Origin of the sequence: Paenibacillus helianthi, assembly GCF_001909055.1 — a bacterium.
Lineage (GTDB): Bacteria > Bacillota > Bacilli > Paenibacillales > Paenibacillaceae > Paenibacillus_AQ > Paenibacillus_AQ helianthi.
This window is the reverse complement of the sequence record NZ_LVWI01000045.1, coordinates 32,468-58,855: the sequence shown is the minus strand read 5'-3', so window position 1 is coordinate 58,855 and position 26,388 is coordinate 32,468. Positions and strand designations below refer to the sequence as shown.

Sequence of the window (26,388 nt, the reverse complement as noted above, 5' to 3'; positions counted from 1 at the left end):
TATGTAGCAACTCCATTTTACTAAAAGAGTGGTTTCTTTTTTTACGTTTAACCGTTGATCAATCTATATCTCAAAGGCTCGATGCATTCCAAATTTAATGTTGTCCATAATAATATTTGCCACATCAGCCGGGATCATGTGGGGTGAATATTCGTACCACCACTTCACCGTAGTCATTGCAGACGATGCAAACAGACGAGTTAATAACTCTTGTTTTTCTGAAAGCTCCTTTTCCTTCCCCGTTTCCGTTCCCTTCCTGTTTTCACAAAGACATTCCCGGGTCCTTCTTTCAAATAACCGCACCATATCTTCATAGATCAATAACTCCATATTTTTATTCCACAAAATAAGATACCAGTCTTTATGATCATACATAAATTCGAGTTGTTTTCTTAAAGCATTCAGTGATTCATTGGTTTGTTTATTCTCCAGATTAAAAGAGGCTAAATTAACATTGTTTGCAAGGTCTCCAAGTGTTGATTTTACGAGTAATTCTCTCAGCTGGTATTTATCCTCATAATACTTGTAGAATGTAGAACGGTTAATTCTGGCTGCAGCCGTAATATCTCTTACAGAAATAGACGAAAAGGTTTTTTGGCGAATGCATGCTTCAAATCCCCGCTTTATATTTTCAATGGTTTTGATCACGCGCAAGTCTGTAATATCCTTCAATAGGGTTCACACTCCAATATGTTCACAATAATCATAGATTGAGAACAACATATTCCATATGATGTGTTGCTTAAGCAACAATCGGGGCAGGCTTTACTGATATTTTTTATATTTTTCCTTAATTATAATATTCATATAAATAGCCATGCACAAGCATAGAAGGAGAAGTTTGTATGTCCAAGAATCGATTGAGCGCAGTATTGGGGATTGAAAAACCAGTAATCCAGGGACCTATGGCTTGGATATCAACAGCACCCTTGGTGGCAGCAGTTTCTGATAACGGGGGACTTGGTGTACTGGGAGTAGGTTTTGCCCCTGCGGAGTTTATTAAGGAACAGATTATAGCTACGAGAAAACTAACGAGTAAGCCTTTTGGTGTTAACGTTATTATGATTCCTGAGCTATTAGATCATGTAACAAAAGTGGTTCTGGAGGAGAAACCGCCTGTAATTTATGCAGATACCTTACTAGGGCTTGATCTGGAATTGTCCAAAAAGTACTTTTCAATCTGGCATGATTTAGGCCTGAAAGTGATTGTGAAAGCAAGCACAATTCAGGACGCCATTACGGCAGAGCAGGCCGGGGCAGATGCAGTGATTGTAAAAGGCTGGGAAGGAGGAGGACATACATCCTATGAGGCAACCACGGTCCTTGTTCCGCAAGCAGCGAACTGTCTATCCATACCTTTAGTAGCCTCCGGCGGTATTGCAGATGGACGGGGAATGGCGGCAGCAATTGCCCTTGGTGCGGATGGTATTGAAATGGGAACAGTTTTTATGTGTGCTGATGAAACAGTAGTGCATCCAAATGTCAAAAATGCCATGATCAAAGCCGGTGATATGGAGACTGTGATCACAGGATATTCAACGGATGAGCCATGCAGACAATTGAAGAACAAACTCTCTGAGGAAATGATCGACATCGAGAACCAATTCAGCAAAACAGAGGCGGCTGTAAAACTGAAAGAGGTTGCTGAAAGTTCTTTGAAAAAGGCCATGCTGGAAGGTGATGTTGAAGAGAAGGGTGCTGTTATGGCGGGACAAATTGTCCCTTTGATCACTGAGGTTAAAAGCGTTAAGGCTATTATAGATGATGTGCTAAGCGGATATCATGCAACCATCTCTAAGCTAGCTGTATTCGAAGTTTAGATAATTGTTTTAGCGACCCGCGGAAAAGCGGTAGTGTCCGTCTTTGGGCCAGGCACCGATTAACAATGGTCCATTCGCGAAGGATCCTCCCCGAGCACAACCGTCTATCCGGCTCCAAAAACAAGAGCTGTCCCAGCAGCCATTTCATGGCTTATGGGATAGCTCATTTGTTATAAAGTCCTTATTATTTTTATCCGGAACGGCAATTCCCCTCCGAAATTAACGCTCCTGCTGCTCCAGCATCAGATAATAGTCAGCCAAATTGCGCAGCTCCTCCGGCTCCAATATGGCTAAATGCTCGCTAAGCAGCAGCAAGTAGCGGTATCTCGCCTCCTCCAGCAGCTTTTCCCCCTTGGCGGTAAGGGTCACAATGACGGCTCTGCGGTCTTGCTCATCCGGCTCGCGCACACTAAGTCCCAGCAGCTCCAGGCGATCCAGCATCACTGTTACCGCACTTGACTTGACCTCCATTTTGTCCGCAAGCTGGATCACACGGGCATTCTGCTCCTGGGCGATCATACGAAGCAGGCCAAATTGCGGCACGGTAAGTCCCATTTCTTTGTGCAAAGACATCTGTGATGTGATTTTCCGCTGTACCTTCCACATGGATAATCCCAAACGTTCTACCAGCGGATCGATGGGTTGCGACATTCCTTTCAGCTCCAGTCCGTTTGTCCTTGATCAAGCGTAACATTATCACAGTCCATGATTCAATGCTTTTATATATGATTTTTTTTACACGATTCGGCATTTCCCGACACAAAAATACTATATTCTCTCAAGCCGCTCATGAGCTATAATCGTAGAAGTGATACAGTAGTATTGCTGAAAACATTAGAAGTAGGGTTGGTGGTAGAAATAATGAAGCTGGCAACAAAATTAACCTGGATGATGCTTATTGTGTTGCTTTTGGTCGGGTCTTCCATTGGATTCTTTGGTTACCGCACCGCTTATCATCAAGTGGATGAGGCTGCTGGAATCGAGCTGGTGGGCTGCGCCAACATCACGACTGGCCTGATTGATCCCGCAGACATTGCGGCACTTGTTGGTGGAGATAACAGCAAGGTGGCTGCTATTGAAGACCGGATCGGCTGGATTGTGGCTCATAAGCCAATTTTTAAAGAAGCATTCATCCTTTCTCTGGACGGTAAGATTCTCGCCGCCGATGCCAGCATGAAGAAAAGAGGCTACAAAGCCGGTGATTCCTTCTACTTCGCAGAAGAAGATAAAGCTATGATAACTACCATGAAGCATTCTGCATACTCCAAAGTATATACCTACCAAGACACCTCGCTCAAAACCGGATATGGCCCCATTTATCAGGATCATGATCCCAGCAAACCCATTATTGCACTGATGGCTATCAATTTCGACGGACCTTTAATTCAGGAACGGACCAAGGATATTATTGTTCAGCCTTTCATTATCGGCGCATCAATTCTGATCGTAGCCATACTCGCCGCTTATCTGTTAATCCGTCGTATGGTCAGTCCGCTTACCAAGCTGTCCGGTTCTGTGAATACCATCGCCCGAGGCGACCTTACCCATGAACCGCTGCTCTTCAAAAGCAAAGATGAAATCGGGACACTGGCCCGCAACTTCAATGATATGACGTTGAGCCTGCGTGAGCTGATCACCCAGGTGAATGACACCTCCATGCTGGTAGCGTCTTCCTCCCAGGAGCTGTCTGCCAGCGCCCAGGAGACGAACCGGGCCGGCGAACACAGTGTGAATGTTACTATTGAGCTTGCCGATGGCGCGAATACCCAGCTGAAGGACCTGGAAGGCAGCTACAAATCCGTGCAGGATATGTCCCGTTTCATCTCCGAGATCGCCGACAATGCCGACAGTGCGAGGGATACTGCTGCGAGCAACGCCCAAAAGGCCCGTCTGGGCCGGCAGTCCATTGACTCCACAACCACACAGATAGGCGTTATGAGCGGAAGCATCCAGGATCTTTCAGACATTATCACTACACTGGGCAGCCACTCCAAAGAGATTGAGAACATTGTCGGCACGATCGCCAGCATTGCCGAAGAAACCAATCTGCTGGCATTGAATGCGGCTATAGAAGCCGCCCGGGCCGGAGAAGAGGGCCGGGGCTTCGCCATTGTCGCCGGCTCCGTCCGCAAGCTGGCTGAGCGTTCCGCCAAGTCTGCCGGACAAATCGGGGAGCTGGTCAGCCTGATTATCAGCCAGATGGACAATGCCGGTGAAACGATGAGACGCTCTACGGAAGAGATGCAGCAAGGGAAGGAACTGATCGTGTCTGCCGGCCAGTCGTTCTCCGAGATCGAAACCTCAGTCTCTGACATGTCTTCCCAAAGCCAGCAGATTTCTGCGACAGTCCGTGAGCTGGGATCCATCTCAGGCGGGCTGGTAGAAGCGATTCAGAATATTGTCAGGATCTCCAATCATACGGCTGAAGGTGCTGAGACCCTCTCCGCCACTTCCCAGGAGCAGCTTGCAGCGATGGAGGAAGTAGAGTCCTCCGCGGCTTTCCTCTCTTCACTGGCGGAGAAGCTTCAGGTTCTGGTAGAGAAGTTCAAGATCTAGGCTTTCATATACAAGCAAAAAGCGCAGAACCCTCGATGAGGTTCTGCGCTTTTTGCTGCCTGAGGCAGGTTATACCTATGTATTTATTACGCCGTATTCTCAATAAACCATTGGCCCAACTCGCTGACTGGCATCGGCCTTCCGTAATAAAAGCCCTGCATCACCCGGCAGCCCAAGGACTGCAGCAGCTCAATCTGCTCAGGTGTCTCCACGCCTTCGGCAACTACCTCCATGTTGAGATTGCTGGCGATGGCAATGATATTGCTGATGATCGCCTTCTTGGAATGCATCTTGCTCTTGCGGATGAATACCTGGTCAATCTTCAGCGTATTCACCGGAATTTCATCCAGATTGCCCAGAGAGGAGAAGCCTGTTCCAAAGTCATCGAGCGATACCCGCACTCCAAGGTTCCGCAGCTTGGAGAGCTGAGCTACCGTCTCTTCCATATTGTTCATAGCGATGGACTCTGTAATTTCCAGTTCCAAAAAGTGAGGTTCCAGACCGGAGCGGACCAGCGCCTCTTCGACCACATCATACAGGGAGCCGCCTTCAAACATCCGGGCGGACATGTTGATGGAGACGGCAACACTCGCCACCTCCGCTTTGTGCCAGAGCATATTCTGGCTGCATACATCATGCAGCATCCAATAGGTAATCGGCACGATCAGCCCGGTTTCCTCCGCAATCGGAATGAATTCGGCAGGTGAAATAATACCGTGTTCCGGATGCCTCCAGCGCAGCAGCGCCTCCAGCCCGACGGTTACATTCATAAGAGAATCCCATTTAGGCTGATATACTACCATGAATTCAGAACGGGCAAGCGCCTTGCGCAGATCCTTCTCCAGCGACATCCTGCGTAGCTGGTTGCGGTTCATTTCCTGATCGAATACGCTGAACTTATTCTTGCCGGAGTCCTTGGAGGTATAGAGTGCCGTGTCGGCAGCCTTCATCAAGGCAGAGCGGTCAATCCCATGGACAGGAGTCATGCTGATGCCTACGCTCGCTGTGACGTACAGCTCATTCCCCTCAATACTGTACGACTTCTTCACTTCTCCTAGGACATGGTGAGCCTCTTCCCGGGCATCTTCCATGGTGCAGACCGGAAGGGCAATCAGAAATTCATCTCCTCCCAGTCGGAAAACCTTGCCCTTGGTACCAATCACATTCCGCAATCTCTCGGCAACTTCCTGCAGCAGCATATCCCCAATATCATGTCCCAGGGTATCGTTAATGGACTTAAAACGGTCCAAATCGACAAAGAACACTGCTCCTGAGGGCCCGCCAAAAAATTCATTTTTGAAGTACCGTTCCAGCCCATGGCGGTTCGGCAGCTCGGTCAACGGATCATGATAGGCCATGCGCTCCAGCCCGTGCCGGTCCAGAAGAACCGCGCCGCCGGATACCGCAAGCATAAATAAAGTGACAAGAGAAACCCCCGTCAGCAGAATGACATTTGTCTGGACGAGAACAGGCCTCGCACCAAGCCAGCTGTTAACCTCCAAATGACTGGCCCGCAAGCTGATGTAATGCATCCCCGTAACCGCGATCCCGATAAACAGCGAGGAGTACAATTTCCAGCGGCTGAACCCGGGATAATCCTTGAACCTGCGAAAGAGGAACACTCCAGTATATGAGGCCAAACAGGCAACAACAACGGATAGCCCCTGGGTGGGCATCTCATAATGGATTCTCCCCCCCATCTTCATGGAGGACATGCCCAAATAATGCATAGCGGAAATTCCGCAGCCGAGAATCATGCCGCTGAGGAACAAACGCCCCGTACTCTGGCGGGGCATAGTGGCAATCCATAGCGACACATAACTGGCAAGCACACTGATGAGCAGCGACAAAACAGCCATGCCCCCTTGATATCTAACCTCGAAGGGCAGGCGGCTGGCCATCAGCCCCACAAAGTGTATGGCCCAAATGCCGCTGCCAAGCACACAAGCTCCGGAGAGCAGCCACAAGCGTCTTACGTTCCCTGCCGAACGGGAAGCCTGTGAGATCAAATTAAGCGCCGAATAAGCTGCAGAAGCAGCTAGCGCAAAAGATAGTAAAACAATCCATATATTATATTGGATTCCCATTTGATCCATAGTCGACCTCTTTACCCGTTTAATTATCATCGTCGCCGCAGTACATGTATGAAGTAAAAAATATATACGAATATCAGATAAATGGAAGAGTGCGGAAATATAGGCCATCCCTGAAAGTTAACTTTAGCTGTATTCTACCCTGTATTTAGTACACTGTCTAAGTAAATACTGGAACTTGAATCCTTTTTTTAGTGTCGGCAAAAAATGTCCATATTTGCGTGTTCGCATCATGCGCCGAGGGTTGGGATTTGTCCGGACTGCGAACCTTTACGAGGAAAGGCTGCGCGCCAAGCCCATACATTTACAGCTGCCAAAATTACCAAATAGATGTAAACCCCCGGTGAGATAAGAGTGAACATATAATGAAGGCCCGCCATTCCCATCAGGATAAAGATCAGTACAAATCCGCTAACTGAGAACTCCTTCTGCTTCGCCGCCTCGTATTTCTCCGAGAACGGAAGCGCCGGCGGCAGCACCCGGAAGCAGATTAACGCAAATAAAGGTAATGCCAGCATTACAGCGGCCAGATCCGGAAGAATCCGGGCTCCGAACAGCCAGAGGAAAACGGCTGACTCCAGAACAAACAACGGAAGCATAAGCCGCAGCAGCGCGGCCTTAAGCATTCCCCGGTACACGGGAGCTGTTTCGGGCAGCGGAATGGTTCTGTAAATCCAGGCACCCTTGTAGCTGGCAGAATAGCGGAGCATTTGTACTACAGTCAGCAGCAGCAGCGCACTGAGATAGATGAACAAATGGGCTTTGGATTCTGTATGCACCGCCGGATCACTGCTCCACACCTGGTTGAATATGAAGATAAAAGGCAGCACTAACGATAACCCGACAGTCGGATACACCTTTAGTTTGAAATCCCGTTCATTTCTCATCATTGCCCAGGTGAACCGGAAGAACATGGCCTCTGCCTTATCCCGGCATAAAAGTTCTGACAACAAGCGGGGATAGCGGCCACTGTCTTTACCGGCAGCCCCCTGCTCCGCCAGCTTCTGCAGGCTCCGTTCGAACAGCGGCATCAGCTTGATATACGTATATAGCAGAATCAGCGGAATGATGACAGCCAGTACCGCCAGCACCGTAAACTCCGTCCCCCTGCTTCCACCCACCAGTACCTCAAACGGAGCAGCAAACCAGGCAGGTGCAATGAAGTATTGCCACCAGACGGGCTGGAAGGAGCCTGTCAGGTCTGTCATATTGAACAGCCGCGGAACCAGCTGGTACCCTACCGCAATCCCGATGGACAAAATAATTTGAATATAGTTGATGATATCCTTGAGTTTTTCCCCGTCAAAGACCCTCATAATCAGCAAATAGAGCAGCGCGGTAATTACAAGAATAAAGCCATCCATCAGCAGAATTTCCACCGCATAGATCAGAAAAAACAGCACCCCTTGTTTAAACAAGGCAACTACGAGCGAGGGTGCCGTCAGGGTTAGCGTCAGCGAAACCAGATAAATCAGAACGTGGAGGCTCTTAGCCATGTTCAGCGTCCTGCGGTCCACCGGCTTGGAGAACAGAATGTTCTTGTCCCGTAAATCCAGCATGACTGAAGAGAAATCAGAGATCAGGGTGGTCGTGATCATAAACATAACAACTGCAAACAGCACACTCATGGTCAGCATGTAGTTGCTATCAGGTACAACGAAGAGGATCAGCATAAGTCCAAGCAATAGATAAATCCACTGTACCCGGAGAGGCGAACCCTCGGTTTCCTGGCCGCTCTTCTGTGTTCCAAGCACTGTCGGTGTCCGCCTTCCGTCCATGGTCAGCTTTACCTGCAGAATGCTGCGCAGCATCTCATAATCCACACCAGCCCTCTTGAATACGCCCCGCAGCCGGTCAAGCAGCTTCAATACCCGGAAATCATTCATGCGTAGCACCTTCTCCAAGAACGGCCACAAACTCGCCGGCGATATCCCGGTACTTATCGAATCCGGTCAGCTGATTAAAGATATCCTCAAGCGACCCTTCCCTGCTCTGCTCCTGAAGCTCTGCGAAGGTTCCGTCCGCCACAATGTCCCCGCCATTGATCAGGATGATCCGGCTGCTGATTTTCTCCACGACATCCATGATATGCGAGGAATAAAAGATCGTTTTGCCTTGCGCCGCCAGTGAAGCGAAGATTTCCTTCACCACCATGACGCTGTTCGCATCGAGGCCGCTGAGCGGTTCATCGAGGAACAGAATATCGGGATCATGCAGCATGCTGGAGATAAGCAGCACCTTCTGTTTCATCCCTTTGGAATAGGAGGCAATCCGCATATCGTAGGCCTTTTCCAAATTCAGCAAGCCCATCAGCCGTTCTGCCTTGGCGTCGGCTTCATTCCGCTTCATGCCATACAGCTCGCCAATGAATGTCAGATACTCCCGAGCGGTCAGGCTGTCATAGAGTTCGGCAATCTCGGGCACATAACCGATTCTCCGCTTGTAGGCGGTATCTCCGTCTGCGATATCCCTGCCAAAAATCCGTACCGAACCCGTGTAGCCTTCCACCAGACCCAGCATGATTTTTACCGTCGTACTCTTGCCTGCCCCATTCGGTCCGATATAGCCGATAATCTGTCCCCTGTAGACTTCGAGGTCGATCCCCCGCAGCACCATCCGGTCACTGTAATTCATCCATAATCCTGATATCGAAATGACCGGTTCTTCGGTCAGTCCCATAACCTGCGCCCCCTTCAAAATTACGTTATCCAATTCCATATTTATGTAATTATTAACACAAATCCTATTCTATCAAATTTCACATCGTCCACCTATAAAGAATTGCAACATGGGTGAAAAGAAAAAAGGAACGGCCAGTGGCCGCTCCATATAGAATCCCTATATTGTATTCTCACTCTGGCTTCAGACTGATTCTCTCCCGCTGCCGTGCGGATGCAAGGCAGGTTTCAAGCAGCAGCATGTTCTGTACCGGGTCATCAGCGGCAACCGCTGGTTCTGCTCCAAAGACAGCTGCAGCAAAATTATCGGCCTGCCGGACGTACGGATTGGCCCCCGTTGCCCGGGCACGTCTGACTTCCCCTGCGGCGTATACAAAAAATTCAGCATCGTCAAATCTGGCATTGAAAGGCATCGGAATCTCGATCCGCCCTTCTGTCCCGAGCACCTCCAGCAGTTGGCGGTTGTAGGCCCACATGCCGCAGTCGAAGATCAGACTGACGCCGCCCGGGAATTCGACCAGCCCGGAAGCCATCATATCTACATGATCATGCTCAGGGGAAAAGATCGCCTGGACTGTAACCGCCTCCGGCTCGGCGCCGAATAACAGCCGCGCCGCAGTGAGCGGATAGCAGCCGACATCGTACAAGGAACCTCCGCCCCATGCCGATTTGAAGCGGATATTCGAGGTGTCTTCGGCATCGTTGTAGGTAAAAGTTCCCCGTATGGACCGCAGTTCACCGATTTCACCACTGGCGATAATCTGCAGCACCTCGGCAATCCGCGGATGATGCCGGTACATATAGGCTTCAGCCAAATGCACCCCCGCCTTCCGGCTGGCTTCCACCATCTCTGCCGCCTCCCGGCTATTCAGGGCAATCGGCTTCTCGCACAGCACATGCTTGCCGGCTTCCGCCGCGCGGATCGCCCATTCCCGGTGCAGATGGTTCGGGAGCGGAATATATACCGCATCAACATTCGGGTCCGCCAACAGCTCCTCATAGCTGCCGTAAGCCTGCGGCACGCCAAATTCCTTAGCGACGGCACTGCTTTTGTCCAGTCCCCGGCTCGCTACCGCCTGAATCACGCCCGACTCCGATTCCTGTATGGCCGGCATGACCGAGCCTGTCGCGATTTGCGCACAGCCCATGATGCCCCAACGCAGCTTTTGTGTCATCGGTATACACCTTCCCATGTCATAGATTTTCTGGCTGTCTCTATTGAAACAATATCACAGAATCCGGCATATCTCTAATAATGGAGGCGGTTATTACAGCAGGACATTCAGCAGAATTGCCGCACCCAGCACCACAATTCGGGCCACGCTCATCAGTACAAAATTTTTGACGGACAGTATGAAGGTGGTCGCCTTCTCCTGCTTGTGGGCAAACTTCGCAATATTCCGGCGCAGCGGAATCAAGGTCAGCAGCAGGAGCGCGGCCAACACCGGATTCACTCCCAACAGCAGCAGCACGACAAGGTCTACATAGGAGACATAGTACAGCAGCTTGAACAGCAGAAGCGCGTTGCTTCGTCCGATATACACAGGCAGCGTGTACCGCCGGTTGTCCATATCATCCTCAATGTCGCAGATATTGTTGGCCAGCATAATTCCGGCAATCCCTAGAATCGCCGGTATGGAGAACCAGAAGAGATACAGCACTTCCAGGATGTTAACGTGCAGACTGACCCAGCCTTCGGAGAACAGGAGCGTCACCACACTTTGATCGGAGTGAATATAGGCCGAGATGAAAATGATCACAAAACCCATAAACAACCCGGAGAACAATTCGCCCAGCGGCATCCGTGAGATCGGTATCGGACCGAATGAGTACAGAATGCCTATCAGGAAGGACAAGCCGCCCAGCAAAAACACCAGCAGTCCGGTTTCGGCTACCAGCGCAATTCCACCGCCTACCGCAAGCACCAGAAGGACAGCAATGGTAACAACGACCGTACTCTCTTTCAGCTTGTGGCGAACGATAGCATTATGCGTTTCATAACCATAGCCATGAGTTTTGGCCGCTTTTTTAAAATCATAATAGTTGTTGATTGCCGTTGTTGCCATGTCAAAGCTGAGCAGGGACACAAACATCAGTACAAAACGCAGTACATAGAAATCCTCAAACCGGTACAAGGCGTACAAGGTCCCCAGCAAAAAAGGCAGCATGCTTGCCACCTTCGTCGGCAGCTCGACAAATCGTAAAAAACTTTTCACATTCACGTCCATACTTCCTTATCTGTCAAATAAATGCGGGGTAGAACAAGGTTTTTCTCCTTCTATTATCATTTAATAATCATTATCATCGAACTATTATACATCAAAATTCGACACATTAGGGAGAAAAGCGCTGCAAAATATTCCCTAATCGTGGTACACTATTCAATATGGTACTTATTTCCTATTCATTTAAATACATTAAAGGGGAGCATCATGAAGCTACGCAAAAAAATGATCATTTTCACTTTTGTTGTTGCCTTGCTTTCCTTAGGGGTTACTTACCTGCTTCTGCACCTCATCATGCTCAACCGCTTCGAGAAGCTGGATGAAGCCGCTCTGAAGGACAGCCTGGCGGATACACTCTCTTCCTACCAGGAGGATCTGCGGGATATGAAGACCGGATTGCTCAATTATTCACTCCGGGATGAGACGTACCGGTTTGTAGAACCGGGCAGTAAGTCCGAAGGTTCCATTGCGGCAGACGATGCTTTTATCCGCAGCACCTTCAATAGGACAACCTATGAAGTGAATCACTTCGATATGATTGCCCTGCTGGACAAGTCGGGACAGCCTCTATATGGAGGAATATATGATTCAAGCCTCAAGAGAATTTCCCTGTTGACACCGGAGCTTCAAACGCTATTAAGGTTGATGAATAGCCGGATACCTGCCTTTTCCGGTGCAAACGACAGTAAGTCCGGGATCGTGATGCTGGATAAAGGCCCAATGCTAATTACACTCACACCTATAGTCAACAGCCTCAGAGATCAACCGGTAATCGGTACCGCCATTGCCGGAAGAATGCTTCACCAGGAGGAAACCACCCATATCCGGGGGGAAGGCTCCTCCAGTATTCAAATTACAAGAGTGAGCTCAGAAGTACTGGCTCAGAGCAAGGGAAATACACTCTGGATGAGTCCGGTCTCCAACAGCATGATGTCGGCTCACACCATCGTAGATGATCTGTTTGGCAATCCGGGCGTGGTCATCACACTGAAGCAGCCCCGCCGGATCTATGAGAGCGGGCAGGAATCCATCTATAGCTTCCGGATATCCTTTTTTCTGATAACCGCTCTGAGCTGCCTATTGAGTCTGGTCTTCGTGAACCGCTCCATTCTGGAAAGGATGTCTTCACTGATTTCAAATATCCGCGCTATTGGCAGCAGTAAGGATCTATCCATCCGGATCCCCAGCACCGGAAAAGATGAATTCAGTGACGTGGAGCATGAGTTCAACCGGATGATTGATTCTCTGGAACAGGCCCAGGATGAGCTCAGGCAGCAATCCACGCTTGATCCGCTAACCCAGCTGCCTAACCGCTCGCTCTTTTTTGCGAAGCTCAACGCTGCGATTGCCGCCGCGAAGGACAGCAGCCGGCAGATTGCGCTCGTCTTTATTGATCTGGACCATTTCAAGACCGTCAATGATACGCTTGGCCATGATTTTGGTGACGCTATGCTCAAAGAAACGGCCTTTCGGATTACACAGGCTGTCGGCCAGCATGATGTGGTGTCACGCCTTGGCGGCGATGAATTCACCATACTCCTCTCAGACATCCCCGATTCCGCTGCGATGGCCACTCAGCTAACGAGTATTCAGGAGGCTCTCTCCATGCCGCATCATATCCAGGGACACCTCCTCTATAACACAGCAAGCATCGGCATCAGCATCTATTCCCAAAATGGGGAGGACGCGGACTATCTGGTGAAGCAGGCCGATCTGGCGATGTTCCATGTCAAGGAGACGGGGAGAAACAACATTTTTCAATACTCCGAAGACCTGGAAAAGAGCATCCGGCGTAAAAAGGTGTTGTCCCAGCTGCTCCTGTCTGCAGCGGCTAAGGATGAGTTTGAGGTGCATTACCAGCCGATTCTCAGAAGTACGGACCTGGAGGTGCACAAAGTGGAAGCCCTTCTGCGCTGGACTACTCCTTCCCATGGGCCCATTTCTCCTGTAGAGTTCATCCCGCTTGCGGAAACGAGCGGCTCCATTGTCGGTATCGGGGGCTGGGTGCTCCGGCAGGTTTGCACTGATTTACAGAAATTCCGCGAGCAAGGCCTATTCCTAACAGCTGCGGTCAACATTTCAGGAGTCCAGCTGATGCAATCCGGGCTGCTGGATCTGCTGCAGGGTTTGCTGAATGAATTCGGGCTGCCCGCCTCCTGCCTGGAACTCGAAATTACGGAGAGTGTACTGGTCTCCGGTGACAGCATCCTCCAGTCGCTGCAGCAGCTTAGGGCGCACGGCTTCCGTATATCGCTCGATGATTTCGGCACCGGATTCTCTTCCTTGAGCTATCTGCGGCGGTTCCCTGTCGATGTAATCAAAATTGACCGTTCCTTTGTCTCCGAAATGACCCCGGCACCCCAAGGCGACGTGCTGGTCAAAGCCATTATCGAGCTAAGCCATAATCTGGGGCTGTGCGTGGTGTCCGAAGGCATTGAGCTGCCGGAGCAGTTCGATATGCTCCGAAGCCTGGGCAGTGACGAGCTGCAGGGCTTCTATATCAGCAAGCCGGTTACAGCCAGGGAAATCCCTCCCTTATTATCACAGGAAAATTCAGAAAATGAACGGTTCCTTTATAGGCAAGGTTCTGGTGATATGATATGATAGGCAAGCTGATAACAGCACCCGCTCCGGGTGCTGTTATCCTATGCGAACACTTTTGAAAATTGGAGGCATTTATTGTTATGTCAGCGCAATCGCCAAACACTCAATCCGTCAAAATCGTCACCGCCGACCCTAGCGCCATCGGCCTGTTCGGATTGGCTATCGTTACCCTGGTCGCTTCTTCACAAAAGCTCGAAATTACAACAGGTCTTAGCTACTGCATCCCATGGGCAATCTTCCTCGGAGCCTTCGCCCAGCTGTTCGCATCCATTCAGGATGCCAAGCACAACAACACTTTCGGCATGACTGCTTTTGGAGCTTATGCATTCTTCTGGTTCGGCATGGCTGCAAGCTGGCTGATCAAGCTCGGAGTATTTGGAACAGTTCTGGCGGAAGGTGTAGATCCCAAACAGCTCGGATTTGTTTTTCTCGGATATCTGGTCTTCACACTATTCATGACGCTTGGTGCGGTAGAAGCAAACCGGGTGCTGCTCATCATCTTTGTGTTAATTGATTTCCTGTTCCTCGGCCTGACCATGGATTCCTTCGGGGTCGCTGCTGAATTCTTCCACAAGCTGGCGGCCTGCTCCGAAATGGCTATTGGTATTGTATCCCTTTACGGCTGCGGCGCATCCGTGCTTAACGCTCATTTTGGCCGCACCTTCCTACCGGTTGGAGCTCCGCTTGGGATCTTCAAAAAATAGTTTTTCCACCGCAACGGATAAATACAATCTGCTCTAAGGCAGAACGTGTTTATCCGTTTTGATTTTGTAGGAACATTGTAAGCTTTTCCCTTGCACAATGACGATAAAAATGACATGCTATAGAAACACCTGCGACATATATCGACATTTTCCTCTGGTGCAGGAACCCGGGCGAAACCTCTTTCAATCTGACGGCGTAGCTGTTTCTACTTGTGACAAATTTAATGTTGAATTTTTTCGATATCGGAGGCAATCCATGGCTTTCATTAATAAAAAGCCCTTAACCATCATCATCGGCTTCTTAGTCGTGCTTCAGCTGTCTCTGTTCTACTATTACTCTCTATCAGTAGAACGGGAATACCGGGCTGAGAAAGCCGATTTGTCCTCACAAGCAGTCATGCTAACATCGAATATTGAAGAACAAGTTTCGATTGTCAAAGGCGTCAGTTCCTTTATTCAAACGGTCGGCTTTGACGCTGATCCAATACTGATTAACCAATATTTAGTCACCACATACCACAATAATTCTAACAACGTTATGAATATCATGATCGCTCCGGACGGCCTCATCCATTATTTATACCCTCTCCCCGGCAATACAGCAATTCTGGGCAAGAGCCTGCTACTGGATTCGGCACTCTCCTCACCCGGGATGATACAGGAAACGATCCGCTCCCGCGGCATTACCATAGACGGACCACGGATACTGGCTCAGGGTGACTACGGTATGGTGATCAGGCAAGCCATCTATGAAAACAGCGCATTTGCCGGCATTGTCTCCGTCACTTTGAAGATTGACAACATCGTGAACCAGCTCCCGCTGAAGAACACCCAAATTTCAGTTACTGCAGACGACCATACCTTTCTGTTCGGCAACCCTTCCCCTGCGGAAGAAACGCAGCTTACAGTTCCTGTTACCGTCTACAATCAGCACTGGCTTATGAGCATCCCAGTACCCTCACAGAAAAAATGGGAGGTGCTGCGCAGCGTACTCTGGATCGACATCGCCTTCTTGCTGGTCATCGCATTTATTCTGTATATCTTCTGGCATCAGAGCCGCTTCAACCGTGAACTGGAACGGGTGGTCAGCATCCGTACACGCGATCTGCGCGTATCCAAACGTCTGTATGAGAAGCTTGCGCATTACGACAGTCTGACTGAAATACCCAACCGGCGTTATTTCATGGACGAATTCGAACGCTTGCTGCAATCTGCAGAGCTGACCCAGACCTATACGCTGTTCTTTTTCGATCTCAACCGGTTCAAGGAAATCAATGATACCCTGGGACACTCCATCGGGGACCAGGTGATCAAGACCCTTGCCAGCCGGCTGAAAGGTGGCCCGCTGCCCTTCAAACTGTTCGCGCGCACCGGCGGTGACGAGTTCGTCATGATCTTCTCAGACCTTCCCCGGGAGGACATTCGCGTCATTGCCGGCCAGATCAGCGGACTGATCTCGGAGACGCTGCTTATTTCCGGCGCGCATTTGAGCTTATCGACCAGTATCGGTGTCTCCCTGTATCCGGAGCATTCGCTGAACAAGGATGATCTGCTGAAGTTCGCAGACATGTCGATGTATCAGGCTAAAACGCTGGAAGACGCCAATTTCTTCATCTTTGACTGGGAACTGCGCGAGAAGCTGGAGCAGAAGACGATGATCGCCAAATATCTGCACTCTGCTCTGGAGCGTGAAGAATTCGTGCTTCATTATCAGCCGCAGATCAACGCCGTTACCGGTAAAATGATTGGCATGGAGGCGCTGATCCGCTGGAACCATCCCGAGAAGGGCCTGATCGGACCGGGGACCTTCATTGCTGCCGTGGAAGAAGCTGGACTGATGATTCAGCTTACGGACTGGGTCATCCGCGAGGTCTGCCGCCAGCTCTGTGAATGGAGAGCGATGGGCTTGCCGCTGCTTCGGACCTCAATCAACATCTCCAACAGCTGGTTCTACAACCGCAACCTGATCGAGAATTTGCTTGCTGTTCTTGACCATCATGGACTGGAGACCAGTGTGCTGGAGTTCGAGATTACGGAGAGCACTGCGCTCCTTGAAGAGCATTATCCGCTGCTGCAGCAGATGCGCGATCATGGCATAGTCGTCTCGATCGATGATTTCGGAACCAAATATTCTTCGCTGAACTACCTGAAGCACTTTCCCGTGAACAAAATCAAGATTGACCGCACCTTCATTACCGGTATCGGTGTCAGTTCGATTGATGAAACGATTATCAAATCCATTGTATTCGTCGCCTCTCAGCTCGGTTATGATCTGATCGCCGAAGGCGTGGAGACGCAGGAACAGCTTGAATTCCTGATTAAGCATAATTGCCCGCATATCCAGGGCTTCTTGTTCTTCCCGCCGCTGCCTCCCGAAGATATTCATAAGGTTGCTTCATAAGCTATAGCCAGTATAATAAGAAGAACCGGCTGTGCCGTCCTTCAGGGGATGGCACAGCCTGATGTTAAGCCGAAAGGATTTTGAGAAACATGAATACGCTAACAACACCGGAATGGATTGCAACCATTGCCTTCGCTCTAATTCTTGCCCTGATCGCATTTCGCGTCATCCGCGGCATGCCGAATATGGCTGGAGATATTACCGCTTTCCGCAAAAGAACTTTGGTCTGGACACAGGTCGCGCTGGTGCTGACAGTTCTCCAGCTCAACTTCAAGGCAGGGGACTGGCGTTTTGGGATCATTCTTGGCCTCATCGTGCTGTTCACCGGCAGTATTTGGCTGGCCGCCCGCCATTATGACCTACGCCGTCCAGAGGTTGTTGAATCTGCTGAGCAGGATGAAGGTAAAGAATAGCAGAAGCTGCTTGACTTCGACCCTATTATCTTATAAGCAGCTCCCGGCAGGGGGCTGTTTTTGTATAAAGATAAGAATTTATAGGCTTCGCGCAATCCATTCTCCCCATCTTTCTTACTGTTCTACTTGATCAAGACTCCATGGATGCCCAATAAGTTCATGCTCAACTAATATTTTAAATTTGTTGTTCTATACCGTAGATTCTATGTACAATAAGCTAAAATAAACATTTCGTTCTATAGGGAGGCATTCTGTGACACACAAAAACAGCCACGGGGTCTACGGCTTCCGCTTCAGTGAGCCTGACCGTCTGTCACTCTGCCATCTTTTCGCAGTCGGACATGAGATCGTGACGGACTCTTCCTATCACTGGAACGGCATGAGCCGTACGGATGGACCACTGCTGCTGTTCCAATATACCGTAGAAGGACACGGAATGTTCGAGACGGATCTGGAGACCCACCGCATCGGGCCGGGCCGGGCGTTCCTGACTGAAATCCCCGGCAGCCACCGTTATTATCATCCCGGTGATTCAGTGCCATGGGAATTCTATTTCCTGCTCTTCCGGCCGAAGTCCCTCCTGCCTCTCTGGGAAGACATTAAGTCCAAGCTCGGAGCCGCTCCGGCCATTGTCCCCGGCAGCAGGCCGATCCGTATCCTGCGCGACATTGCCCGTGAAGCTCATTCGGGAAGAATTTCAGATCCCTACATGGCCTCCTCCCTGCTGCATCAATTCATGATGGAGCTCGGCAGACTCTCTCTGGGCGGACCACGGGACACAGTGGAATGGCCTGCAGCTATTCGGGATTCCGTCCAATTCATCGACACCCATTACAGCTCCATGATCGGCCAAGAGCAGCTTGCCGGGCAAATGGGACTCTCCAAATTCCACCTGCTGCGTACATTTAGCAAATATGTCGGCCTGACCCCCAATGAATACTTGAACCGGACCCGGATTGAACGCGCTGTAGAACTCCTGGGAACCACCGATTGGAGCATTGAGACCATTGCATCCCAGGTCGGATATTCCAGCGGCAGCTACTTTATCAAGGTCTTTCAAAAGATGACGGGCCAGACTCCAGGCTCTTTCCGGTCCGAAAGCGGCGGGTTGAATTACAGCCGTCTCTTTTTCTGAGTTCCCTCCCTCTGCCTAATTTCAAACCATTAAATCCCTTACTTTATTGTGGAATTCAACTTTTGAGGAAGCATACTTCCTCCCTCCATAACCATACTAAAGACATCTTGGATATCCATGGAGGGATAAGAGGAATGGGTAAACGAATGAACCTGCTGATGTTCAGCGGGGAGTATGACAAGGCAATGGCGGCGCTGATTCTAGCTAATACCGCCCGGGATATTGATGTCGAGGTCACGATGTTCTTCACGTTCTGGGGATTGTTCCTGGTCCGCGATCCGGACAAAATGACACTGGAGGATAAAACGATTTACGAAAAGCTCATGGATGTGATTACCCCTAAGGGGCCGGAGCAGCTTCCGCTCTCGCGGATGAATTTCAGCGGCCTTGGGAAGATGATGCTGGAGGAAATGATTGAGGATCAGGGAGCGCCGAAGCTGATCCACTTTTTGAAGGGAGCCCGCAAAAAAAACATCAAGTTCTACGCCTGTAAGCTGAGTGTTGAAATTATGGGCTTCAAGCCGGAAGAGCTCCTGCCCGAGGTCGAGATCATTGATGCCGCCACCTATCTGAAGGACGCGCTTGAAAGCGATATGCAGCTGTTCATCTAGCCAGATCCTTTCCGACTGGTTCTGGGCTTTAACCTATTTCTGCAAGCGGGCATATACTGGGGCCATACGAAGAAACGGCTTCGCCGGCCACTTAAGGACGGTATCCGTTTCAGCGGGAAATATTAGGATGATTGATGATGTGAAACCCATGCATCCTAATATTTTCAAGAAATTATTGGCTGGAGGGATTGTCCGTGCTGAGTATCCACCGCACTTCTACGGCAGAGGAGCCCGTTTCCTTGCAGGAGCATTTCGCAGCTTTTCGCGAGCATACGATTGGGGGCCGGCATGTGATTTCAACGCCCTATGGCCGGCAGCCGCTGCTCTATGCCGACTGGACAGCCAGCGGAAGGCTGTATGAACCCATAGAGCGTAAAATCCAGGAGAGCTTTGGACCCTATGTAAGCAACCCACACACAGAATCCAATACCACGGGGTTGACGATGACCGGGGCCTATAATGAAGCGCGGAGAATTATCAGGGACCATGTGAACGCCGGACCGGGCGATGCTCTGCTTTTCTGCGGCAACGGCACTACGGGCGCAGTGAATAAACTGATGCGCCTGATGGGCCTGAAACTCCCGGAATGGATGCAGGAAGAGTATCTCTGCCCCCCTGAGGACCGCCCGGTCATCTTTGTCAGTCATATGGAGCATCACTCCAATCTGCTCCCGTGGCAGGAAGGCATCGGTGATGTCGTCACCGTCCCTGCCGGTTCAGATGGAACGATGGATCTGCGGCAGCTGGAGCACCTGCTGATGCTCTACCGGAACCGCCGCTTCAAGATCGGCTCCTTCACTGCCTGCTCCAACGTGACCGGTATTCAGACCCCTTATCACAGGCTCGCCGCGGTGATGCACCGCCACGGCGGAGTTTGTTTTGTTGATTTTGCCGCCAGCGCTCCGTATATCCCCATCAACATGCATCCAGATGATCCGCTGGAGAGGCTGGATGCCATCTTCTTCTCGCCACATAAATTTCTGGGCGGCCCCGGCACAGGCGGAGTACTGGTTTTCGATGCAGATTTAAAGAGAGGCCGTCAGCCGGATGAGCCGGGCGGGGGAACGGTGGTATGGGTCGACGCCTGGGGAGGGCGCCGATATATCCATACGGTTGAAGTCGGTGAAGACAGCGGAACTCCGGGGTTCCTGCAAGCCTTCCGTACAGCGCTGTGCCTGAAGCTGAAGGATGCCATGAACGGAGATGGCGGATTCATGATGGAGAGAGAGCACCAGCTGTGCAGCCGGCTGCTCGCCGGACTTGATTCTATCCCGGGCTGCACGATCCTTGCAGGAGAACACACCCGTCGCCATGGGATCGTATCCTTCAATGTACAGGGGATTCATTATAATCTTGTGGTCAAACTGCTTAATGATCGGTTTGGCATCCAGGCACGCGGAGGCTGCTCGTGCGCAGGACCTTATGGCCATCATCTGCTGGGTCTTGACCGGGAACGCTCGCGTGAATTTATCCAGGCGATTCATGCTGGCGACCAGTCGCTTAAGCCGGGTTGGGTCCGCCTCTCCCTGCACCCTATTATGACTGACGGCGAGGTGGAGCGGATGATAGGCGCCGTCGGCAGCATTGCCCGCCACATTGGCGTATGGCAGCAGGATTACCGTTATAACCACACGACTAACAGCTGGCTCCACTTTGCCGAAGAAGGCGGAACCGGGACGGCTGTCCGCGAATTATTCGCGTTGTAGCGATTCACCGGCAGGAAGATTCTCCTCCCTTACCCGCGCGGCCCGGGCGAACCGGGCCTCAATGGCCTTAACCCCCCAGAGTGAGACTCCGATAAAGAGCAGCACGTAGAGGATTTCCCAGGGATGGCGGATGAACCGTTCCATATCGTTTCCGATATAGGACACTGCAAACACCATGATGGCTTTGCCTGCGCACAGCGCAATCAGGTACGAGCGCAGCCGCATCTGGGCCAGCCCGGCAGCCATATTGATTACGACAAACGGTCCGACCGGGAATATGCTGAGCAGAAACACATAGCTGAAGCCGCTGTTACGGACCCAGGTCATGCTCTTTACAACCTTGGGCCGCAGCGCCCACTTGCGCAAGTAGGGGTGCGAGGCGATTTTACGGATAATCAGGAACGTAGTTACACAGCCCGCAACCAGCCCGAGCCAGGAATACAAAAAACCCAGCCACAGCCCGTACACCGCCCCATTGAGTCCCACGATCGCAATCGTTGGCAACGGCGGCACAAAGGACTTCATAAAGGTGAGCCCGACTCCGGGCAGAGGCCCCAGCGACCGGTATTGCTCCAATAGCTGCCGGAGGCGCTCCTCCGTAAGCCATGACATCATATCTAAATAAAACATAGGATTCCGCTCTCCTCATCCATAGTTGAAATGGCTTAACATTGAGCCTCAATTATACAATACTTTTCGCTGGATGCGGTGTCTTGACGCACATCGGATGGACAAGCGGAGAGAAGCCCGGCACGGGAATAGCCAAAAAAGGCCGCGATCCTAAGATCGCAGCCTTGTAACGCTTCTGACAGCTCAGATATGTGTTTCTATGGCGGTAACTGGTTTGATTCCGGCAAAAAGCAGTGTCGTCACATGCTTGCGCGCATCGGCTGTGAGCAGCAGCAGCTCTTGGGAGCTTTTACCCGGTTCGCTGCTGATGAACTTCACTCTCGCTCCGTCCAGATCCTCCTGGATACTGGTAATGGAGTAACCCTGCCGCAGCAACGTGTCAACCTCCTGCCGTTCCTTGTCGAACTCGGCATATGCAGACATTAGACCACCCCTCCGCTGATTTCTGCTTGAGAGGGACGCGGCGCTTCCGCTTCAAAGCGTTTGCGGTGCAGGTATTTGCCGGACCCTGCCTTGCCTACATACTGCTTGTCACGGATGACGAATTCCCCTCTGCTCAGCACAGAGACGGGCTCACCCTGGACCTCCATGCCTTCAAAGGCATTGTAATCCACGTTCATATGATGGGTACTGGCAGAAAGGGTTCTTTTCACAGCAGGGTCGAAAATAACGATATCCGCATCGCTGCCTACAGCAATAGTGCCCTTCTGAGGGAACAGCCCAAACAGCTTGGCGCTGGACGTTGAAATGATATCAACAAATTGATGAAGAGAAATCCGGCCTTTCTGCACACCTTCGGAATAGAGCACGCTGAACCGGTCTTCAATGGTTGGTCCGCCGTTCGGAATTTTTGAGAAGTCACCCAGACCCAGATCCTTCTGCCCCTTGAAGTTAAAAGAGCACTGGTCGGAGCCGATCGTCTGCAGCGTACCGCTCCAGAGCGCATCCCATAGCACATCCTGGTTCCACGCTTCGCGCAGCGGCGGAGACCAGACATATTTGGCCCCCTCGAAGTCCGGCTTCTCAAGGGCCGTCTGATCGAGTACCAGATACTGCGGACAGGTCTCTCCGTAGACACGCAGCCCTTTCCGGCGCGCTTCAGCGATCTTCCAGGCGGCTTCCGCACAGGTTACATGCACCACATAGAGCTGCGAATCGGTCAGCTCTGTCAGAGAAGCAGCCCGGCCGGTAGCTTCACCCTCCAGCTCCGGAGGCCGGGTCAAGGCGTGGTAGATTGGATCGGTATTACCGGCAGCCAAGGCCTGCTCTACCAGATATTCAATCACATCGCCATTCTCAGCATGGACCATCACTAGTGCGCCTTCCCGCTTGGCGGCCTGCAGCGTCTTGTACAGCACGCCGTCGTCGGCCTGGAACGTGTTCTTGTAAGCCATGAACACCTTCAGCGAGGTGATGCCTTCCTTCTCAATAATCTGCGGCAGTTCGCCGAGCACTGTATCGTTCAGCTCTGAGACCATCAGATGAAAGCTGTAGTCTATGACAGCCTTATCCTGCGATTTCCGGTGCCAGGTATCCACAGCCTGCTGCAGCGGCTGGCCTTTGGCAGTCAGGCAGAAGTCAATAACCGTTGTTGTCCCCCCGTAAGCGGCGGCAATGGTTCCGGTCTCGAAGTCGTCGGCGGTTACCGTGCCGCCAAAGGGCATGTCCAGATGGGTATGGGGATCGATGCCTCCTGGAAAGACATAATTGCCGGAAGCGTCAATGATCTCCGCACCCGGCGCTTCCAGATTCAGGCCAATTCCGGTGATTATCCCGTCTTCCACCAGGATATCTCCTTTATAGGTGTCTGCTGCGGTAACTATAATGCCGTTTTTGATGATCTTCTTCATCCTTATACCACCTCCGCTTCCGAGTACGAGCCGTTCAAACCACTGATCACCTGATTCCGCTGATTCCAGGTTAATGGCGCTGCCCCGCTGTCCAGAGCGACCATATCAATTGCACCGTCTGCCGGACAGACAATCGAACACAGATTGCAACCTACACAGTCTTCCTCACGCACTTGCAGAATCGCCTTGCCCTCGGCATTGGTCAGCATCTCGATACATTGATGCGAGGCGTCCTCGCAGGCAATATGGCATTTATTACAGTTGATGCAGTTATCCTCATTAATCCGGGCCACTACTTTATAATTCAGGTCCAGATCGCCCCAGTTGGAGTATTTGGGCACTGACTTGCCGATCAGCTCTGTGACTGAAGCGAGGCCTTTGTCATCCAGATAGTTGTTCAGGCCGTCGATCATCTCCTCGACAATCCGGAACCCGTGATGCATCACCGCCGTGCAGACCTGGATGCCCGTTGAACCCATTAGCATGAACTCCACCACATCCTGCCAGGTGGAGATGCCGCCGATCCCTGAGATCGGCACACCTACACCGCGGTCGCGGGCACATTCAGCGACCATGCTGAGAGCGATCGGCTTCACCGCCGGACCGCAATAACCGCCGTGCGCCCCTTGCCCGCCCACATTCGGAATGGTATTCCAGCTGTGGATATCCACTCCGGCCAGGCTGTTGATCGTATTAATCAGACTGATCGCATCCGCGCCGCCCTTGACAGCGTGGCGGGCCACCACCGTAATGTCGGTAATATTCGGTGTCAGCTTCACAATGACGGGAGTGGTCGCCACTTCCTTCACCCAGGTCGTCTGGGCCTGCACCAGATCAGGCTGCTGGCCGGAGGCAGCGCCCATCCCGCGCTCAGCCATGCCGTGCGGACAGCCGAAGTTAAGCTCCAGCCCGTCTACACCGACAGCCTCGACCCGCTTGACGATTTCATGCCACTTCTCCTGCTTGGGTTCCACCATCAGGGAGGCGATAATCGCATGATTCGGAAACCTTTTCTTCGTTTCATAGATTTCCTTCAGGTTCACCTCAAGCGGACGGTCTGTGATCAGCTCAATGTTGTTAAAGCCCGCTACGCGCTGTCCGTTAAAATGTACAGCTGCAAAACGCGATGAGGTGTTAATCACCGGCTCTCCGAGCGTCTTCCACACCGCACCTCCCCATCCTGCCTCAAAGGCGCGCTGCACTTGGTAGCCTGTATTGGTAGGCGGGGCAGAGGCCAGCCAGAACGGATTGGGTGACTTGATTCCTGCAAGATCAATACTCAAATCTGCCATTAATGTTCCCTCCCAGTCATGTATGTCCGGCAAGAGCAACCGGTCTTGTATTCGCACAGCAACCCCAATTTATACGGCAGAGCCCAGCACGCTATCCTGAAGGCCCGACATTTGCTTCATAATGGCATAAGCAGCATCCTTGCCCTGCTGGGCAGCGGAGACCACCATCGCTTCACCTTTGCCCGAGCCGAAGACGATATCCCCGGCGGCATAGATCTGAGGATCGGAGGTCAGGCCGGTTCGCTCATCGATCTTAACGACGCCCCACTCGTGCTCCAGGCCCAGTGCTTCAATGAGGTCAACCCGCCGTTTCTGCCCGATGGCCACCACCACCGCATCCACCGGCATGAGGAATTCCGAGCCTTCCACAGGCATCGGTGTCAGACGCCCATCCTTGCCAGTCTCTCCGGTCAGCTTCATCTGTACACACTCCAGAGCAGTCACATTGCCCAGCTCATCCCCGATAATCCGCTTGGGCAGGGTCAGCCAGCTGAATTCCACCCCTTCCTGCTTGGCGAATTCATATTCAAAATCATAAGCCGTCATCTCCGCGAGTGTCCGGCGGTAGACCATCTTCACATTCGCCGCTCCCAGCCGTACCGAACAGGTAGCCGCATCAATCGCTGTGTTGCCTGCGCCAATAACGGCGACCCGCTGGCCCATCAGCTCCAGTGCCGGAATGCCTGTCTTTGTGGTTTCCACGAGTTCTATAGCATCATAGACCCCGGAGAGCTTCTCTCCTTCAATACCCAGCGGCGGAACATAGCCCATTCCCGCAGCCAGTACGATGGCATCATACCCGGCCTTCAGTTCTTCCACGGAGATATCAACGCCCACTTTCACCCCTGTACGGATCTCTACGCCCAGCTTCCCGACCTGCTCCACTTCCCACAGGGATATGGACTGCGGCAGCCGGAACGAGACGATTCCGTGTGTATCCAGTCCGCCCGCAAGCTCCTTCGCTTCATAGATCACCACACCATAACCTTCACGCGCCAGTTCTCTGGCCGCAGACAGCCCGGCCGGACCGCCGCCAATCACCGCGACTCTTTTGCCGTTCGGAACGCCCGCCTTAAATAACTCCACCCCGCTGTTGATCGCCCAATCGGTGGCATAGCGCTGCAGCAGCCCGATTTGGATCGGCGCAGAAGCGTCATTCAGCACACACGCCCCTTCGCACAGCTCCTCCGTTGGGCAGACACGTGCGCAGCTTGCGCCCACCGGATTGGCATCCATGATGGTTTGTGCCGAGCCCTTCAGATTGTCCGTGGCAATACGTTTAATGAAAGAAGGAATATTAATGCTGGTCGGGCAGGCCTTGATGCAGGGGGCATCGTAACAATACAGACAACGATTGGATTCTTCGATCGCACCTTTGCGGGTAAGGCCACGTTCAGCCTCGGCGAAACCCCGCATGAACATATCGGGCGTAAATGTGTTTAACGGAGAAGAGTGCTCCATCCGTATCCCTCCTTCTGTATGAGTGGTTTCCGCTTGAACTGCATGTTTGTGTTATATAATATAACATTATTACGAGTATTGCCTTAATATTTTACTTACTTCTCAGGATTATTGTAGTAAAATGAACAATAAACCTAATTTTATTTCTATTTTCTTTTGGTTTAGGTTAACTATCCTAACACGTTATATTGAAACTATAGTAAATTCCA

At 51.4% G+C, this 26,388-nt stretch carries 21 protein-coding genes; 9 read left to right on the top strand and 12 right to left on the bottom strand.

What is annotated here, in order from left to right:
• Positions 1-63: 63 nt before the first annotated feature.
• Positions 64-672 (bottom strand): TetR/AcrR family transcriptional regulator, encoded by a 609-nt coding sequence (locus tag A3844_RS16820; RefSeq protein ID WP_074108015.1) that lies wholly within the window; start codon positions 670-672, stop codon positions 64-66.
• Positions 673-845: 173 nt separating this feature from the next.
• Between A3844_RS16820 and A3844_RS16815 the strand changes: the two genes are divergently transcribed.
• Positions 846-1,820, top strand: a complete 975-nt coding sequence (locus tag A3844_RS16815) for an NAD(P)H-dependent flavin oxidoreductase (protein ID WP_074108014.1) — start codon at positions 846-848, stop codon at positions 1,818-1,820.
• Between the two features lie 219 nt (positions 1,821-2,039).
• Here A3844_RS16815 and A3844_RS16810 read toward each other — a convergent pair whose 3' ends face one another.
• Positions 2,040-2,471 carry a MarR family winged helix-turn-helix transcriptional regulator gene (locus A3844_RS16810; protein ID WP_074087389.1) on the bottom strand — a complete coding sequence of 144 codons (432 nt, stop codon included), beginning with the start codon at positions 2,469-2,471 and terminating at the stop codon, positions 2,040-2,042.
• A 210-nt stretch (positions 2,472-2,681) separates the two neighbouring features.
• On the opposite strand from A3844_RS16810, the gene A3844_RS16805 reads away from it, so the two are divergent.
• Entirely contained in the window at positions 2,682-4,376 is a 1,695-nt protein-coding gene (locus tag A3844_RS16805; RefSeq protein ID WP_074108013.1) for a methyl-accepting chemotaxis protein, read from the top strand.
• An 86-nt stretch (positions 4,377-4,462) separates the two neighbouring features.
• Here the strand turns inward: A3844_RS16805 and A3844_RS16800 are convergent, their stop codons facing one another.
• The 5 genes from A3844_RS16800 to A3844_RS16780 form a co-directional block, all read right to left on the bottom strand.
• Positions 4,463-6,472: a putative bifunctional diguanylate cyclase/phosphodiesterase gene (locus A3844_RS16800; protein ID WP_074108012.1), complete on the bottom strand. Its 2,010-nt coding sequence runs from the start codon at positions 6,470-6,472 to the stop codon at positions 4,463-4,465.
• Between the two features lie 227 nt (positions 6,473-6,699).
• Complete coding sequence (locus A3844_RS16795) at positions 6,700-8,355, bottom strand: hypothetical protein (protein WP_074108011.1); 1,656 nt, start codon at positions 8,353-8,355, stop codon at positions 6,700-6,702.
• Positions 8,348-9,148 (bottom strand): ABC transporter ATP-binding protein, encoded by an 801-nt coding sequence (locus tag A3844_RS16790; RefSeq protein ID WP_074108010.1) that lies wholly within the window; start codon positions 9,146-9,148, stop codon positions 8,348-8,350. The genes A3844_RS16795 and A3844_RS16790 overlap by 8 nt, the downstream gene beginning before the upstream one ends.
• Before the next feature lie 172 nt (positions 9,149-9,320).
• On the bottom strand, positions 9,321-10,322 hold the full coding sequence (locus A3844_RS16785) for a Gfo/Idh/MocA family protein (RefSeq protein WP_074108009.1): 1,002 nt from the start codon (positions 10,320-10,322) through the stop codon (positions 9,321-9,323).
• A 93-nt stretch (positions 10,323-10,415) separates the two neighbouring features.
• The gene (locus A3844_RS16780) at positions 10,416-11,369 is read right to left on the bottom strand and encodes a 1,4-dihydroxy-2-naphthoate polyprenyltransferase (protein ID WP_074108008.1); all 954 of its coding nucleotides are present in this window, start codon (positions 11,367-11,369) and stop codon (positions 10,416-10,418) included.
• 210 nt (positions 11,370-11,579) lie between these two features.
• On the opposite strand from A3844_RS16780, the gene A3844_RS16775 reads away from it, so the two are divergent.
• The 7 genes from A3844_RS16775 (at position 11,580) to A3844_RS16745 (ending at position 20,946) form a co-directional block, all read left to right on the top strand.
• On the top strand, positions 11,580-13,976 hold the full coding sequence (locus A3844_RS16775; protein WP_074108007.1) for a bifunctional diguanylate cyclase/phosphodiesterase: 2,397 nt from the start codon (positions 11,580-11,582) through the stop codon (positions 13,974-13,976).
• Positions 13,977-14,056: 80 nt separating this feature from the next.
• A complete protein-coding gene (locus tag A3844_RS16770) occupies positions 14,057-14,680 on the top strand; it encodes an acetate uptake transporter (RefSeq protein WP_074087397.1) in 624 nt (207 codons plus the stop codon).
• Positions 14,681-14,936: 256 nt separating this feature from the next.
• The gene (locus A3844_RS16765) at positions 14,937-17,081 is read left to right on the top strand and encodes a putative bifunctional diguanylate cyclase/phosphodiesterase (RefSeq protein WP_074087398.1); all 2,145 of its coding nucleotides are present in this window, start codon (positions 14,937-14,939) and stop codon (positions 17,079-17,081) included.
• A gap of 89 nt (positions 17,082-17,170) precedes the next feature.
• Positions 17,171-17,494, top strand: a complete 324-nt coding sequence (locus tag A3844_RS16760; protein WP_074108006.1) for a hypothetical protein — start codon at positions 17,171-17,173, stop codon at positions 17,492-17,494.
• Positions 17,495-17,747: 253 nt separating this feature from the next.
• Positions 17,748-18,629 (top strand): helix-turn-helix transcriptional regulator, encoded by an 882-nt coding sequence (locus A3844_RS16755; RefSeq protein ID WP_074087400.1) that lies wholly within the window; start codon positions 17,748-17,750, stop codon positions 18,627-18,629.
• A gap of 134 nt (positions 18,630-18,763) precedes the next feature.
• The gene (locus A3844_RS16750; protein ID WP_074087401.1) at positions 18,764-19,240 is read left to right on the top strand and encodes a DsrE/DsrF/DrsH-like family protein; all 477 of its coding nucleotides are present in this window, start codon (positions 18,764-18,766) and stop codon (positions 19,238-19,240) included.
• A 194-nt stretch (positions 19,241-19,434) separates the two neighbouring features.
• Positions 19,435-20,946: an aminotransferase class V-fold PLP-dependent enzyme gene (locus A3844_RS16745; RefSeq protein WP_143186292.1), complete on the top strand. Its 1,512-nt coding sequence runs from the start codon at positions 19,435-19,437 to the stop codon at positions 20,944-20,946.
• On the opposite strand, the gene A3844_RS16740 is transcribed toward A3844_RS16745, so the two are convergent.
• The 5 genes from A3844_RS16740 to A3844_RS16720 form a co-directional block, all read right to left on the bottom strand.
• Positions 20,932-21,576 carry a TVP38/TMEM64 family protein gene (locus A3844_RS16740; protein ID WP_074108005.1) on the bottom strand — a complete coding sequence of 215 codons (645 nt, stop codon included), beginning with the start codon at positions 21,574-21,576 and terminating at the stop codon, positions 20,932-20,934. The two genes, A3844_RS16745 and A3844_RS16740, sit on opposite strands and share 15 nt — an antisense overlap.
• 183 nt (positions 21,577-21,759) lie before the next feature.
• Positions 21,760-21,999: a hypothetical protein gene (locus tag A3844_RS16735; protein ID WP_074108004.1), complete on the bottom strand. Its 240-nt coding sequence runs from the start codon at positions 21,997-21,999 to the stop codon at positions 21,760-21,762.
• Positions 21,999-23,426, bottom strand: coding sequence for a dihydropyrimidinase (hydA, locus tag A3844_RS16730; RefSeq protein ID WP_074108003.1), 1,428 nt, complete (start codon positions 23,424-23,426; stop codon positions 21,999-22,001). Before hydA ends, A3844_RS16735 begins: the two co-directional genes overlap by 1 nt.
• A 2-nt stretch (positions 23,427-23,428) precedes the next feature.
• The gene (preA, locus tag A3844_RS16725) at positions 23,429-24,718 is read right to left on the bottom strand and encodes an NAD-dependent dihydropyrimidine dehydrogenase subunit PreA (protein ID WP_074108002.1); all 1,290 of its coding nucleotides are present in this window, start codon (positions 24,716-24,718) and stop codon (positions 23,429-23,431) included.
• Between the two features lie 69 nt (positions 24,719-24,787).
• The gene (locus A3844_RS16720) at positions 24,788-26,179 is read right to left on the bottom strand and encodes an NAD(P)-dependent oxidoreductase (protein WP_074102005.1); all 1,392 of its coding nucleotides are present in this window, start codon (positions 26,177-26,179) and stop codon (positions 24,788-24,790) included.
• Between the last annotated feature and the right edge of the window lie 209 nt (positions 26,180-26,388).